This is a genomic window from Methanobacterium sp. (genome assembly GCF_038562635.1).
GTDB lineage: Archaea > Methanobacteriota > Methanobacteria > Methanobacteriales > Methanobacteriaceae > Methanobacterium_D.
The window spans coordinates 391,947-407,780 of sequence record NZ_JBCFBO010000002.1 but is presented as its reverse complement, the minus strand read 5'-3'; the positions used below and the strand labels follow the sequence as shown (position 1 = coordinate 407,780).

At 35.3% G+C, this 15,834-nt stretch carries 15 protein-coding genes; 1 reads left to right on the top strand and 14 read right to left on the bottom strand.

The window, feature by feature from the left end:
• The first annotated feature begins 396 nt into the window (after nt 1-396).
• Entirely contained in the window at nt 397-1,632 is a 1,236-nt protein-coding gene (locus tag AAGU07_RS14070) for a TIGR00300 family protein (RefSeq protein WP_069583401.1), read from the top strand.
• A gap of 150 nt (nt 1,633-1,782) precedes the next feature.
• Here AAGU07_RS14070 and AAGU07_RS14065 read toward each other — a convergent pair whose 3' ends face one another.
• From AAGU07_RS14065 to katG, 14 genes are all read right to left on the bottom strand, one after another.
• Nucleotides 1,783-1,983 carry a FeoA family protein gene (locus AAGU07_RS14065; protein WP_342459729.1) on the bottom strand — a complete coding sequence of 67 codons (201 nt, stop codon included), beginning with the start codon at nt 1,981-1,983 and terminating at the stop codon, nt 1,783-1,785.
• Nucleotides 1,980-2,132, bottom strand: a complete 153-nt coding sequence (locus AAGU07_RS14060) for a hypothetical protein (protein WP_342459728.1) — start codon at nt 2,130-2,132, stop codon at nt 1,980-1,982. The genes AAGU07_RS14065 and AAGU07_RS14060 overlap by 4 nt, the downstream gene beginning before the upstream one ends.
• A 5-nt stretch (nt 2,133-2,137) precedes the next feature.
• Complete coding sequence (locus AAGU07_RS14055) at nt 2,138-2,395, bottom strand: hypothetical protein (protein ID WP_342459727.1); 258 nt, start codon at nt 2,393-2,395, stop codon at nt 2,138-2,140.
• Nucleotides 2,382-2,570, bottom strand: coding sequence for a DNA helicase PriA (locus AAGU07_RS14050; RefSeq protein WP_342459726.1), 189 nt, complete (start codon nt 2,568-2,570; stop codon nt 2,382-2,384). The genes AAGU07_RS14055 and AAGU07_RS14050 overlap by 14 nt, the downstream gene beginning before the upstream one ends.
• A gap of 277 nt (nt 2,571-2,847) precedes the next feature.
• Entirely contained in the window at nt 2,848-4,773 is a 1,926-nt protein-coding gene (locus tag AAGU07_RS14045; RefSeq protein WP_342459725.1) for a cation-translocating P-type ATPase, read from the bottom strand.
• A 65-nt stretch (nt 4,774-4,838) separates the two neighbouring features.
• Nucleotides 4,839-5,288, bottom strand: coding sequence for a sirohydrochlorin nickelochelatase (cfbA, locus tag AAGU07_RS14040; protein WP_342459724.1), 450 nt, complete (start codon nt 5,286-5,288; stop codon nt 4,839-4,841).
• A gap of 548 nt (nt 5,289-5,836) precedes the next feature.
• Complete coding sequence (locus AAGU07_RS14035; protein ID WP_342459723.1) at nt 5,837-8,179, bottom strand: cation-translocating P-type ATPase; 2,343 nt, start codon at nt 8,177-8,179, stop codon at nt 5,837-5,839.
• Nucleotides 8,180-8,510: 331 nt separating this feature from the next.
• Nucleotides 8,511-8,870 carry a metalloregulator ArsR/SmtB family transcription factor gene (locus tag AAGU07_RS14030; RefSeq protein ID WP_342459722.1) on the bottom strand — a complete coding sequence of 120 codons (360 nt, stop codon included), beginning with the start codon at nt 8,868-8,870 and terminating at the stop codon, nt 8,511-8,513.
• Nucleotides 8,871-9,120: 250 nt separating this feature from the next.
• Nucleotides 9,121-9,249: a hypothetical protein gene (locus AAGU07_RS14025; protein ID WP_342459721.1), complete on the bottom strand. Its 129-nt coding sequence runs from the start codon at nt 9,247-9,249 to the stop codon at nt 9,121-9,123.
• A gap of 24 nt (nt 9,250-9,273) precedes the next feature.
• A complete protein-coding gene (gene feoB / locus AAGU07_RS14020; protein WP_342459720.1) occupies nt 9,274-11,376 on the bottom strand; it encodes a ferrous iron transport protein B in 2,103 nt (700 codons plus the stop codon).
• 173 nt (nt 11,377-11,549) lie between these two features.
• Nucleotides 11,550-11,780 carry a ferrous iron transport protein A gene (locus AAGU07_RS14015; protein WP_342459719.1) on the bottom strand — a complete coding sequence of 77 codons (231 nt, stop codon included), beginning with the start codon at nt 11,778-11,780 and terminating at the stop codon, nt 11,550-11,552.
• 656 nt (nt 11,781-12,436) lie between these two features.
• A complete protein-coding gene (locus tag AAGU07_RS14010; protein WP_342459718.1) occupies nt 12,437-12,820 on the bottom strand; it encodes a YbaN family protein in 384 nt (127 codons plus the stop codon).
• A 27-nt stretch (nt 12,821-12,847) separates the two neighbouring features.
• Nucleotides 12,848-13,408, bottom strand: a complete 561-nt coding sequence (gene afpA, locus AAGU07_RS14005) for an archaeoflavoprotein AfpA (protein ID WP_342459717.1) — start codon at nt 13,406-13,408, stop codon at nt 12,848-12,850.
• Between the two features lie 154 nt (nt 13,409-13,562).
• Entirely contained in the window at nt 13,563-15,731 is a 2,169-nt protein-coding gene (gene katG, locus AAGU07_RS14000; RefSeq protein ID WP_342459716.1) for a catalase/peroxidase HPI, read from the bottom strand.
• Nucleotides 15,732-15,834 lie beyond the last annotated feature (103 nt).

Below are 15,834 nucleotides of genomic sequence, written 5' to 3'. Positions count from 1 at the left end.
GTTAATTTTTGATTTATAGTCATGTTCTGGATGGTTTAAACAATTTTTTGGTGTTTGGTTTTTTTTGTTCCATTGCAATAATTACAACTCCAATTTTTATGTCTGATTTTTATAAAATAATGCATTAAAACAATATATATTGGTAATAAACCTTTTATATTTCTTTTAATTTCATTTTTATCTTTGATCCTTTTTTAAAATCCTCTCAAAATTTATATACCATGATTTATTAATAAATAGTCACATGAGAATTCTGGAGATAAAAAGTTTAAAATCAATTTAAAAAAGAAATCTTATGATATTTTGCATACTTAAATACCAAAAGTATACCAACTTAAATTTAATCAATATTTTAAGGATTATTACTTTAATTTAGACTAAATTGGAGATGTTATTATGGATACAAGAGAAATTAAACTTTCAGGTCATATAATAGATTCATTAACACTTCCAAAGACCCTTGATCTTATAATGGATATGGGAGGGGACTTTGAGATTCTTGATGTTAACATAGGTAAACAGAAAAAAGATGTAAGCCATGCTAAAATCAGAGTTATAGGAAATGATGAATCTCATTTAGGTGAAATTCTTGATGAATTAAGCGAGATAGGGGCAGTTATTTCTGAAATTAAGGAAATCGAACTTGTTCCATCCACAAAAGATAAGACTCTCCCTGAAGACTTTTATTCCACCACCAACCACCCTACACAGGTGAGATATAATGGGCAATGGATAGAAGTTGAAGACATTGAAATGGACTGTATGATTGTAATTGATCCAGAAAGCAAACGCGCATTTTGCAAGCCAATAGGGCGGATCGAAGAGGGAGACTTAGTGGCTGTTGGAAGAGAAGGTATCAAAGTGGAACCTCCTGAAAGGCCAAGGGGTAAAAAAGGAGTCTTTGAATTCATGTCAAGTGAAGCATCTTCTGAAAAGCCTGTAAGATCCATAGTAAAAAATATAGCTTCAGAAATCAGGGAAATTAAAAAGAGGAATGGAAAGATAGCTATAGTAGCAGGTCCTGCAATAGTACATACTGGATCAGCTCCAATTTTAGCTAGGATGATAAGGGAAGGAATTATAGACGTACTGTTTGCTGGAAATGCCCTTGCAACACACGATATTGAAAATGATCTATATGGAACTTCTCTTGGAATATGTACAAAAAGTGGTGAAGCTGTTGTTAGAGGCCACAGGCACCATATTTACGCAATTAATGAAATTAACAAGGCAGGTTCAATAAAAGAAGCTGTTGAGAAAGGAGTGTTAAAAAGCGGGATCATGTACGAGTGTGTTAAAAATAACGCCCCATTCGTGCTTGCAGGATCCATTAGGGATGATGGACCACTTCCAGATGTTATAACTGATGTTATCCAGGCTCAAGATGAAATGCGTAAATATGCTCAGGACGTTGACATGGTAATCATGATTGCAACAATGCTCCATTCCATAGCAGTTGGTAATATACTCCCATCATACGTAAAGAGTATATGTGTAGATATAAACCCTGCAACAGTTACAAAACTTGCAGACAGGGGAAGCGCGCAGGTTGTGGGCGTTGTAACAGATGTCGGAGCATTTTTACCTATCCTTTATGAAAGTTTGGAAGGTTTGGAGTGTATTAAAGACTAAAAATCTTTTTTATTTTTTTAATTTTGAAATTTTTATATAAAAAAAATGTCTGTTTTTAATGTGTTCTGAATATTGCTTTAAACGGTTAAATAACATTTATCATTATATTTAAAAAATGAGATATAGTAATAGGGATGTTTCTAAAACACTTTATTCTAAGTGATCCACATATATGTTATTTCCCATGGCACTGTCTACTGCAATCTGGATGTTTTCTACCTGAAATACTGGTGATGGGGCTGTTTGAATTATTTTAACTTCGTTTCCGGGTAAAAGTGACAGTATATTGTGTGATTTTTCATATTTTCCCGGTTTAATATAAGCTATTTTACATGACTGCCCTTTTTTCATTTGTGTGAGGGGTAACGATTTTTTGGCGCATTTACACGATCCTCCACAGCACCCGCACGCTGATCTGGAACCAGTACATGATGAACATGTGCAGATATGTCCTTTGTATTTTCTTTAATTAATTTAAAATTGGAAGATTCAATTTTCATATTTTTCACAGTAAAACCTCATGAATCAATTTTTCTGATTTTTCAGACAATTTACATCTTTTTATTATTTTTCTGGATTCTTCAAAGCCTTCTGGAGTTAAATAGATTTTATTGCTTTCGGGTTCTATCAATTTTAGATTTTCAAGTTCTTTAATTACGGTTTCATCATACAGTTCTTTTTGTACATTACTGCTTCCTTCAAGGTATACCCAGTATATCCACAGCTTTTGCAGTGTTTTCTCTGCAGGTTCACTTATTCTCACTTTTAATTCTCCTTTTTAAGAAGTTTACAAGTTTGGATTCTATTTTAAACTCAGGTAAAACTTCATATCCGCAGTTGGGACATTTAATTTTATTACAACTTGATCCTATACAGTGTTTACAGGTTTCGGGTTTTTTGGTTTCATCAAAAATGCATCCGCAAAGTTTGCATTGCATAAAATGGCCTCCAGTTTATTGATTTATTTTTATAATCCTTCGGATTTTTTGTTTAACGAAGTTTATCTGTTTTAAGTCTTTTACGCAGCTTAAATAGATTTAATTCACTTTATTTTAGTTTAAAGTAACTTTTTAAATTACATTTTTCTTAATTTTTTTAGGTACACCTAAATATTGTTAGGTATACCTAAATCTTTCATTGTATATAAAGTTTGCTGCTTTTTTGGAATTCTACAAAAAAAGAATATAATCTGTGCCTTAAACAATTATTAAAACTTTATCTTTCAGTTTTAAGAGGATAATGCATATTTAAATTTTTAATTTTTTTCGGGGGGCTATGATTCATGCGGTATTTTATCAATCTTGATGAATTAGCTACTACCAGTACCGACCCCAAATTATGGATTAAAGCACCAGCTACAGGTCCAATAATTCCAAATGCAGCAAGCATGATGGCTGCAAAGTTGATTAAGATGGGCGCTGCTATATTTATATTTATTGTGCCCATAACTTTCTTTGAAAGGTCGATTAATTCTGGAATTTTGCTTATATCATCTGACATTAATGAAATGTCTGCAGTTTCTATGGCGACATCAGCACCAAGTGCGCCCATTGCCACGCTTACATTGGATATGGCTAGAGCAGGGGCATCGTTGATTCCATCACCAACCATACAAATCTTATTGTTATTTTTTAATTGATCCTCAATTACGTGCACTTTACCCTCAGGGAGCTGTTCAGCGTAAATATCATTTATACCCACCTGTTTTGCAATTGAATGCGCGACATTTTTATTATCTCCGGTAATCAGTAGAATTTTATTTATACCCATCTCTTTGAGCTGCTGTATTGTTTCCATGGATTTATTTTTTATTTTATCTGCAACAGTTATCAGCCCAATTACTGAATCTTCTACTTCAACTATCAAAACAGTTTTTCCCTGGTTTTCATAGGATTTAATAAACTGGGACTGTTCCTCAGTTGTTTCAATCATCTTTTGGTTTCCGACCATGACATTTTTACCATTTATTAAAGCCATAACTCCTTTACCTAGTATTATTTTAAATTTTTGAGGTTCAGCTATATTTAGTGACATTTCTTTTGCCTTTACGTAAACTGCTTTACCTAATGGATGTTCTGAAAATTTTTCTGCTGCTGATGCCAGTGATAGAACAGTATCTTCATCGTATCTGTTATTTAGTGAAATAATATCGATTACTTCTGGATTACCGCTTGTAACTGTACCTGTTTTATCAAATGCAATTGTATCAATTCTTCCTGCATTTTCCAATGCTTCACCGCTTTTAATTAAAATTCCTTTACGTGATGCATTGCCTATGCCTGCCATGATTGCTGTTGGAGTTGCAAGTACCAGTGCACAAGGGCAGAATACAACAAGAATTGTGACCAGCCGCGTGATATCTCTGGTCAGTAAGTAGGTAACTATAGATGCGAGCACTGCAAGCGGTACAATTACTGTGGCTACTCTATCCGTAATTCTAACAACCGGTGCTTTTTTATCTTCTGATTCTTTAACAAGCCTTATCAATTTTGCAAGAGAAGTATCTCCACCAACTTTGGTTGCTTTTATTTCAATAGCCCCTAAATGGTTTAATGTACCAACAAAGGCTTCATCACCCACAGTTTTGTCAACAGGCATTGATTCTCCTGTAATAATGGATTGATTTATGGATGTATGTCCTTTTATTATAATTCCGTCTACAGGGATTGATTCTCCAGGTCTGACGAGGATAATATCTCCAATTTTTACCTGTTCAATAGAAATTTCTTTCTCTCCGGCAGAGCTCTTTATCCGTGCTGTCTGTGGAGTCAGCTGAATAAGTTTTTTAACACTTTCCTGTGATTTTCTAACAGTTCTATCTTCAAGTATTTCTCCAATCATCATAATAACTGCAATTTCTGCAGCTGCAAAGTATTCGCCAATTGCAGCTGATGCAATGAGAGCAATGCTCACCAGAACATTTGCCTTTAAATCAAATCTGGTGATTAATCCTTCTGCTGCTTCAAGTAGTATGGGGGTACCGCTGATTACAATGCTTATTATGGCAGGATCAAAGGGTAAAACATCTTTTAGCAATCCCAACCAGCTGATTAAAAGAAATATTCCTGAAATTACAGTTAAAATAATTGTCCGATATTCAGGATCGTTTTTAAATCTTTTGAAGTCGATAATTTTCTCCATTTTTACCACAGATACACATAAAGTTATGGAATTTGTTAAAAACTTTAAAATTATGATATAATTTTTTAAACTTTTTCAAGTGGTTTAATTGAGTTATTCACCTTTTCTTCAACTATTTCTACGATCCTTGAATCAGCACCAAATGGTTCAGTATAAATAATTTCCCCATCGAAATCAATTCTTTCACTTTCATCAAAATTATGGATTTTTGATGGCCGTTTATCATCTCTTAAGCGGAGAACGTATTCAATATCTTGCTTTGTATGGATTCCATGTGCTATAAATGCAGGTACAATGATTATTTTCTCCACCTGCTTTTTTTTAAGGGTATCAACTGCAGCAGCTATTGATGGTTCTGCTATATTCATGAATCCTACTTCAACTGGGTAATCTGAATTTTTTCTATATTCTTCTGCCAGTTTATGGAGAACTTCCTGTCCATAGGGTAAACTGCTTCCATGTCCAACAAGTAAAATGCCTATTTCACTATCGTTTGAATCTAGATTTGCATGCATATTATCGCCTGTATTACATATATTTTTAATTTTTAAACTTATTTCTAGCTTAATTGGTTGTTTTTATGTATTTGGAGTTATAACTTAACATTTGGCCATTATTGAACTATTTGTTCCTTAATGCAAGCATTATTTATGTCATAACTCATTTTAGATACTTATTAACAATACTATAATGGTCATCATCGTATTTAAAGGCATGTTCAAGCTTATTTGACTATATATAAAATTAATTTGACTTTTTTTGATCTTTAAAGATACTTTAAAGCTTTTTTGATTAATAATAAACTTAATTTGAATAATTTAATTATTTGGAGCTTTTAAATTTTTAATTGAGGTACTGTTTTTTAATAAGAAATGAAATGTATAAAAATTGCGAGAATTTTCCAGAAGATAAGTATTCTTAAAAAAATATTTAATTCCTATTTTTAAACAATTTTAAGCAAATTTTGGAGTACTTAAAATACATCCATTAAAATAAAGAATAAAATTTAATAATAACCTGAATTTAAAAAAGAAAAAAGGATATTTTTAGTTAAATATCAATTTTAACCTTTCAATTTAAGATTAGGGTAATCTATATTGAGGTCATGTCTTTTATTTTCATAAATAGCATCATTCTTATTTTTAATTCCTATTTGCAGCGCATTCAAGATAACAGCAAGTGTTAAACCCACATCTCCAAAGGTAACTGCCACCCATAGAGATACAAACCCAAATACTGCAAGTGCTGCAAGTGCCAGTTGGATTAAAAGAGCTGCTGAAACGTTTTGTTTAACTACAGACATGGTTTTTCTACTTAAGTCCATGAGATAATTGATTTTTGAGATGTCATCCTGCATTAATGCTATATCGGCTGTTTCTATTGCTACGTCTGATCCTGCAGCACCCATAGCGATACCTACATTGGCCCTTGCAAGTGCAGGGGCGTCGTTTACACCATCTCCAATCATTGCAATACATTCGCCTTTATCAAGCAGTTCATCAATTATTTTGACTTTATCTTCAGGTAAAAGCCCACTATAATACTTATCAATTCCTATTTTGGCTGATACGGCTTTTGCAGTACATTCATTATCTCCAGTAAGCATGACAGTTTTAATACTTCTTTCTTTAAGTCCGGCAATGGTACTTTTTGAAAGGTCTCTTATTCTATCCATTAACCCTATTACAGCAAGTATGTGATTATCATTTCCAAGAATTATGGTGGTTTTACCCTCATTTTGAAGTTTGTTTATTAATTCTTCAGGAAACTCTGGATTATCTTTAAAGAGACTTTTTTTACCAATATAAAACATTTTTCCATCTATACGGCCTTTAACACCGTTTCCAGTAATTGATTTAAAGTCTTTAACTTCTTTAAAGTCCATATCTGATTCTTCAACATAGTTTATAACTGCTTCTGCAAGGGGATGTTTAGATCTAGATTCCAGTGAACCTGCTATTTGAAGAATTTCATTATTAGAATAATTATTCAGGGTTAAAATATCGGTCACTTCTAATTTTCCTTCTGTAAGGGTACCTGTTTTATCAAAGACTATGGTACTAATGTTTTTCATTTCTTCAATGTATTTAGAACCTTTAATCAGTACACCATTTCTTGTACTTGCAGTTATCCCTGAAACCATAGCTACAGGAGTAGATAATAAAAATGCGCATGGACATGAAATTACCAGGAGAACTAATGCTCTATAAATCCATGTATATAATGGCTGTCCAAATAGGAGCGGCGGCACCGTTGCTATTGCAGCTGCAATCAATACAACTGCAGGAGTATAATATTTTGCAAATCTTTCAATAAAAGATTCAGTATTGGATTTTTTCTTCTGTGACTCTTTTATGAGGTTTATAATCTTTGAAAGCACTGTTTCGTCTGATTTTTTGGTTACTTTAATTTCTAAATATCCTTCTCCATTTAAAGTAGCTCCAAAAACAGTATCTCCTTCAGTTTTATTGACAGGTATGCTTTCTCCAGTAATTGCTGCCTGGTCTACTGTGGATACTCCCTTGGTCACGATTCCATCTAATGAAATTTTCTCACCAGGCTTTACAACAAGGATATCATTCACTTTTACTTCATTTACATTTAATACAACATTTTTACCATTTATTTTAACAGTAGATGTATCTGGAGCTAGTTTTAATAAACTTTCTATGGATTTACGTGCTCTATTTCCAGCATAACCTTCTAAAAACTCGGCGATATAGAACAAAAATATAATAACTGCTCCTTCTGCACCGGATCCTATTGCAAAGGAAACTACAACTGCAATTGTCATTAAAAGATTCATGCTGAAATTACCTTTTAAAAGACCCATAATTCCGCTTTTAATTATTTCATAACCTGATAATGCTATAACTGCCAGAAACAGGATTTCAGATACTATTTCCTGCCCTGTAAAGTAGTTGAAGTACAACCCAACAGGCAGCAGTACAGCTGATGTAATCATAACAAAGAGGTTTTTCCGGGTCCATAAAGGCTCTCTTTCTTCGAGTAATCCTTCACTGCAACCACATCCGCATGTATGGGATGTACTTTCTATTTCACATGTTTCGTGCCCTTTTTCATCTGTATCTTCACAGCCGCAGCTGCATGAATTATTTGTTTCTTTTTTATTATGGCCAGAGTGCTCATCACAATCGTAGTGTTCTCTGTGTTGATTGTGGTTATGGTTCTTTTCATTCTCGTTTGAAACTTCGCTGCAGCCGCAGCCACATGAATTATCTGATTCTTCACAGGTTGATTCTTTTCTGCTGTGGGCTGAGTTTTCAGCACTGCCGCAGTGATTTTCTATTTTTTTTATTTGGCAATTATCCTGTTTTTCTTTATTTTCAGATGAGTTTTCACTGTATGGGTCATCTCGACAGGAAATTATTTCTTTATCATGCATTTTTAAATCTCCATCATGACTACAATTGATCTTGTAAACATATCATCATATGAATTGATGTTCATATGAGTATATATATTTTGCGCTTAAAACGTTTTAAAATAAAAAAAGTAGTTATGTAACTTTATAATAAATTAAAGTTAATTGCAATGTGTTTATCTATTTATGAAGTTTAATACCAATTTTTATATTCATTAAATCGCATTTTATACTTATATTTCTAATATAGATCTATTAAATTCTTTAAATTAAAAATAAAGATCAAATTCATGATTAAAAATAGAACTTAATTTGGAATATTATAAAAACTTGAAAGTTGTTTTAAGAGGGTTTAAAGCTTTTCTTGGGTATGTTCTACTCCAAGCTCGATCATTGAAACGACATGGTCATCTGCAAGGAAATAATAGGCCATTTTACCTTTTCTTCTGAATTTAACTAAATTTTTACTTCTTAAAACCCGAAGCTGATGTGAAATAGCGGATTGACTCATATCAAGTACTGCGGCTAAATCACAGACACAGAGATCCTTTTTAGATAACGCGTACAGTATTTTAAGTCTGGTTGAATCTCCAAATATCTTGAAATTATCAGAAACTTCAAAGAGAAGTTCGTCTTCAAGCATTTTGGATTTTATTTCTTTAACATTGTCTTCGTGCACGCATACAATTTCACATGTATCTTTCTCTTCCATATGAATAGATGGTTATATTTATCCTATAAAATTTTGGATTTTAATATAAGATAGATCTAGCTTTTCTAAAGCATTAAAAAAATATTTTTAATGATATAATTGCTTTTTATTAATTAAGTAACTTTAAAATTAAATATTTATTAAAATAAAAAAATAAGATACATGCCAATTATTTATAAATGCGCTTCTGTTTAAAAACTGCAGCTCATTCAGTTTGATGTAACTTAAACTGTTTTACTCATATTTTTCTTTAGGTTTCTGCCTTTATATCACCTTTATTTGTTTTTTTATTCCTGCTTTTAGAACAGTACATTTTGTCTTCAATATTTTGAGTTTTTTCTATACTTTTTATACCTCTTATTCCGCATCTTGTTGTCATTTTAACTCCTCGAATAAATTCTGTTTAACCAAATCCCAACAGTAATCCGCCCTGATATATGGTGAATGAAACTACATATGCAACCACCAGAGTGTACCCTGCAGAGAAAGCTGGCCATTTCCATGAATTGGTCTCCCTTCTTATCGCTGATAATACTGCAAGACAAGGTATATACAGCAGTACGAATGCCATGAAGGCATACGCTGATAGTGGAGTGAATAATTTTTGTATGGCTGATATAAATCCTGCATCTTCTTCAGGTGCTTCTTCTTGAGATGATGTCGCTTCAGTTGACGCGTTATCACCGGATACTTCGTTTGATGTCTGTTCACCGGGTGAATCTTCACCGACACCGTAGATGGTACCAAAGGTACTTACAACCACCTCCTTAGCGAGGAAACCGAATATTACTGCAACAGATGCTTGCCATTCACCAAAACCAAGAGGTGCAAATACTGGGGCTATAGCGGTACCGACTTGTCCAGTGATACTTTCCTGTGAACCATATTCCACACCAACAGGCAAACTGCTGAGTACCCATATCACGATGGATAGAGCAAGGATGATTGTACCCATTTTTCTTATAAAGAGATATCCCCGTTCCCACATGTGGAGTAGAGCACCTTTGACAGTTGGTCGTCTGTATGGTGGGAGTTCCATAACAAAAGGTGCTGACATTCCTTTAAATAATGTTTTCTTAAATATGGATGCCATTATGATTGCTACTACTATTCCCAGCATGTAGATTGAAAATAAAACCCACCCTTGGTATGCGGTGAAAAATGCAGCTATAATAAGTGCATAAACAGGTAATCTTGCACTGCAGGACATGAAAGGAACAATTAACATGGTTAAAAATCTATCCTTTTCATTTTCCAGGGTCCTTGTGGCCATGATGCCTGGTACACAGCATCCAAAACCAAGTATCATGGGTATAAATGATTTTCCATGCAGGCCAACCAGTTTATGCATTAATTTGTCCATTACAAATGCGGCTCTTGCCAGGTAACCACTGTCCTCCAGTATGGCGAGTATCAGGAACAGCAGGAAGATCATAGGTATAAATACGGCCACACCGCCTACACCACCTATTATTCCGTCAACGATGAATGATGTCACAAATCCTGGGCCTAAATATGCACTTATGGTATCTCCAAGCCAGCCAAACCATGAATCAATAAGATCCTGGAATGGTGCGCCTGCAGTGAATGTTATCTGGAATGTAAGCCACATTATAATCAGGAATATCGGTATCCCTAGATATTTGTTGGTTACTACTCTATCTATTAAATCTGATCGGGTTACTTTGTCTATCTTTGGTTTTTGCACTGATTCCTGCATAAGTCCTGCTATAAAACCGTATCTAGCATCGGTAACTGCTGCATCAACATCATCACCAAAGACATCGTTTAAATGTTTCTGAATTTTTTTTACCTCTGATAAAACATTTGGTCCTTTTTGGGTTTCTTCAATCTTTTTTACAACTTCTTTATCGTTTTCAAGTAGTTTAAGAGCTGTCCAGCTTGAAGGAGCGTTTATTGTTGAAACATTTTTATTTATAATTTTTTCAAGCTGATTCACGTGTTCAGAAATTTCATTTCCGTATTCTATTCTACTTGAAACATTATGGGGTGATTTTGAAACTTCAAGTACTTTTTTCATCAGTTCGTTAAATCCTGTTTTATCAACAGCTTCAATTTTAACAACTGGTATCCCTAAAAGTTGGGATAATTTATGGATATTTATTTTAAAGCCTTTTTCATCTGCAAATTTATTCATATTGAGTGCAAGAACTAAATTAGCTCCTAGTTCCATCATTTGTACAGTTAGATATAGATTTCGTTCTAAATTAGCAGCATCAACAATATTAACAATTACATCTGGATTTTCATCAACAATATAATCCCTTGAAACTATTTCTTCAACAGAGTAAGCAGTAAGGCTGTAATTTCCAGGAAGATCAATTACATCGAATTCGTTTCCTTTATATTTGAAGCTTCCTTCTTTTTTTTCTACAGTTTTGCCAGGCCAGTTACCAACGTGCTGTTTCATACCAGTTAACTGGTTGAAGAGTGTACTTTTACCAACATTTGGATTTCCTGCCAGGGCTATTTTTATCTTTTCCATGGGTTACATTCCCTCCATATTGGGCATTTTTCGTACCCTAAGACCCACGATTGTTTTAAATCTGTTATTAAAGGTTTAGGTATTTTCTTTATTTTCAATTTATTTAGTGGACAACTTTTTTTGCCACTCGCTGAATTATTTTCGAGTTCATTTTCAGAGCATGGCTGAAATTATCATGTTACTTCCACTTCGATATTTACTGCCTCTTCTTTTCTTAAAGATATGGAATATCCTTTGATTTTCACTTCCATGGGATCTCCTAAGGGTGCTATACGTTTTACTTCAATATTTGACCCTCTTACAAATCCCATTTCCATAAGGTGTTTTCGAAGTTCACCTTTTCCGTTGTAGGATCTAATAATTCCCGATTCTCCTGTTTTAAGTTCATTCAATGTTGTTATCATTTTTTTATTCACCTCATTTGTCCTTTAAAAATTTAGGTACTCCTAAATTTTATAAAGTTAGGTATACCTAAATCTTTTTTGATATATAAGGTTTGCTATTTTTTTAAGCTAGCCTAAAAATTTGGTTAGTTGTAATAAATAAAAATAAATAATTCTAGATAAAATTTCTAATTTTAATAGCTAAGAAACTCATATTTTAAATAGAAAATAGTTTAATTGATTTTTTAGCTTTAAAAACTATTTAAAAATCATATAACTAAAATAAACATCAATAGTTGATTTATTTAAAGATACTATTGTAAATGTTTCCTTTTTGAAAGTTGTTTAAGTTTTAAGATTTTGGGATTATAGAAAGTTCTATTGAAATGTGTTGAATTTTATTTTCAAAAAAGGAGTTATTGGATTTTCGGTGGTAGGGCAGGGATCTATTTTTGATTTTAGATCCCTATGGATTGACATCTTATTTAGAGAACAAGGAGTTTGTGGTAGACCCTTCTTGATGTCTTCTCCATTAATTATTTTTACTACATCTAAGAGTTGATTAACATATTATATAAATTTTACTTTAATTTTTTTCAAGTATAGTTGAATAAATAAAGGGATACTGTTAATTGGAATAAAAATGAGTTATTTATCAGTAGATGTGTTCAATTAAGTTATATTGGTCTATCTATGTTTTTTGTTTTAAGCAGTAAAATATGGGCTGTTACAGCTGTTCCAACAATAAGTAGAAGTATAACAAGATAGTTGGCATGAGAAAAAATAATTAATGAAATTATGAGTGTTGTCCATAAAAAAATGATACTTTTCAGCTTAACATCGAAAGGCACGCCTTGTCTAGTTTTATAGTTTTCTATATAACTTCCGAAGTAGCGGTTGTTTGAAATCCATTTTTCAGCTCTTTTTGAACTTTTACCAAAACAAAGGAAAGAGGCTAAAATGAATGGGGTGGTGGGCAGTACTGGAAGTACTGCTCCAATCGCACCTATTGCAAATAGAACAGCCCCTAAACTAAATAAAAATAGCCTTTTTATTTCCATACATCCCGGCCTGCTGTAATTACTGGTTTATTTATCGAAATATTCTGCAAATATTTTTTTTATATCTTCAGGTTCTTTTATAATGAATGTTTTATACATTTTAGCAAGTTTCTTGACGTGTTCAACGTCTTCTTTTCTGATTGAGATCTTTAAATCTTTTCCATTGGGGAGCTTTGTAACAGTAACCCCTTCTTCATAGTCGGCAGGTAACAGATAAATTGGAACATCTGCCTTTTGACCCATAATTGCGGCATTAGAAATCAATGTGTCTCCCATTCTCATGGAAATCTTTGCAACGGTGTTGGATGTAGTTGGCGCGATTAAAAAGAATTCATATTTGCCCACTTGTATCTGCCCTGCTAAAAATGGTGAATTAGCATTAATTTCAACCCAAATATTTTCAAAGTTTGTTTCAAGTTCGTTAGATAGTCCGTAGTATTTGATAACCTGATCCCCTGATTTTGAGATGAAGACTTCTATGTCAACACGGTCCTTATACTCTTCATTTATTTTCTTCATCATTTCTACTGTTTTTTCTATCTTCTCACCGGCACCAGTAATTCCCCATGCAATTTTTACCTTTTTCATGTTGAAATTCCTCCTTAAAAACTCTAAATAGTTTAAAAAAATTTAATATTAATGTATGAAATCTCAGTGCATGCTGGATATTCATCAGTTTGTAAAAAAAATAACTGATGAAGTTATCTGCATTTAGTTGGATAGAGTAGTCTAAAACGATGAATCATGATGCTGCAAGATCAAACCGGTCCAGGTTCATGACCTTGTCCCATGCTATTACAAAGTCGCGCAGAAACTTCTCAAGGGAGTCTTCACATGCATAGACCTCTGCTAATGCTCTGAGTTCAGAGTTTGAACCGAAGATGAGGTCGACACGAGTACCTGTCCACTTGAGTTCACCAGTTGTACGATCCTGTCCTTCAAATATATTATCGTCATCTGCAGATGCGTTCCATACAGTTCTCATATCGAGCAGATTAACGAAGAAATCGTTGGTAAGTGTCTCGGGTTGCCTAGTAAAGACACCATGTTGGGATTGTCCAAAGTTAGTATTCAGGACACGTAAACCTCCGATTAGAACAGTCATCTCTGGAGGGGTCAATGTCAGCAGCTGAGCTTTATCCACCAGCAGCTCTTCGGGCTTCCTGATGCTTTGAGCCTTCTGATAATTACGGAAGCCGTCTGCAAATGGTTCAAGCATATTAACGGAGTTCTCATCGGTTTGTTCCTGCAAGGCATCCATACGTCCTGGAGTGAAGGGCACTGTTACATCGTGGCCAGCATTTTTAGCAGCCTCCTCAATACCTGCACAACCAGCTAAAACGATGAGATCGGCCAGCGAGACTTTTTTACCGCTCAACTGGGCTTCGTTAAATTCGCTCTGGATACCCTCAAGTATCTCGAGCACTTTGGCTAGCTGGGCTGGATGGTTGACTTCCCAGTCCTTTTGGGGCGCCAAGCGAATGCGGGCGCCATTGGCACCTCCACGCTTGTCAGAACCGCGGAAAGTGGACGCTGAAGCCCATGCGGTGGAAACCAGTTCTGATACTGACAGGCCAGAAGCCAATATCTTGCCCTTAATGGAGTTTATGTCTTCTTCATCAATTAATTCGTGATTGACTTCAGGAATTGGGTCCTGCCAGATGAGTTCCTCTTCAGGTACCTCTGGACCTAGATAGCGTGTCCGTGGACCCATATCACGATGGGTTAACTTGAACCACGCACGTGCGAATGCGTCTGTAAGTTGATCCGGGTTTTCATAGAAGCGTCGTGAGATCTTTTCATAGATGGGGTCGAACCGTAAAGAGAGATCTGTGGTCAGCATGCCAGGAGTGCGGCGTTTTGACGGGTCGTGTGGATCAGGCACAGTATCTGCTCCTGCGTCACCTTTCGGCTTCCACTGGTAGGCACCGGCTGGACTCTGCGTCAGCTCCCATTCAAATTCAAATAAGATCCTGAGGAAGTTGTTGTCCCAATTTGTGGGGGTGTTGGTCCAAATAACTTCCGGACCGCCGGTAGTGGTGTCATTGCCTTTGCCAGTACCGAAACTGTTCTTCCAGCCTAGACCTTGCTCCTCGATTGGGGCAGCTTCTGGCTCTGGTCCCACTTTCTGGGGGTCACCGGCACCGTGGGTCTTGCCGAAGGCGTGTCCCCCTGCAATAAGAGCTACAGTCTCCTCGTCGTTCATAGCCATACGAGCGAAACTTTCTCGGATATCATGCGCCGCAGCCACAGGATCTGGCTTGCCGTGAGGGCCTTCGGGGTTCACATAAATCAAACCCATTTCAAGAGCTGCGAGGGGCTTTTCAAGTTCACTGCCACTGCGCTTGCCTCCAAGCCATTCCTTTTCAGAACCCCAGTATATGTCTTTTTCTGGTTCCCAGATATCTTCACGTCCGCCACCAAAACCGAAAGTCTTGAACCCCATTGATTCCAGTGCGACATTGCCTGCGAGAATCATCAAATCTGCCCATGAAATTTTCCTGCCGTACTTCTGTTTGATGGGCCAAAGTAATCGTCGTGCCTTATCTAGGTTGGCGTTGTCTGGCCAGCTGTTTAAAGGTGCTAAACGCTGGCTGCCATGTCCTGCTCCCCCACGGCCGTCGTTGACACGGTATGTGCCTGCGCTGTGCCATGCCATACGGATGAATAGAGGTCCATAGTGGCCAAAGTCTGCCGGCCACCAGTCCTGTGAGTCATTCATAAGTTTATGGAGGTCCTTTTTCACAGCCTCGAAGTCGAGACTTTTGAATTCTTGAGCGTAGTTGAAACTCTCGTCCATTGGATTGGATTTTGCAGAATGCTGGCGCAGGATGTCGAGATTTAACTGGTTAGGCCACCAGTCAAGGTTCGTCGTGCCACTGCTAACAATTCTTTTGCTTTTTTTATCCATAATTTCACTCTCTTTTTTCTAGTTCTAATTCATCTATTTTAAATTTACAAAAACTGTAAATTTTGTCTTTTAGAGTTTAATTACTGTTTGATAAAATCTTTTT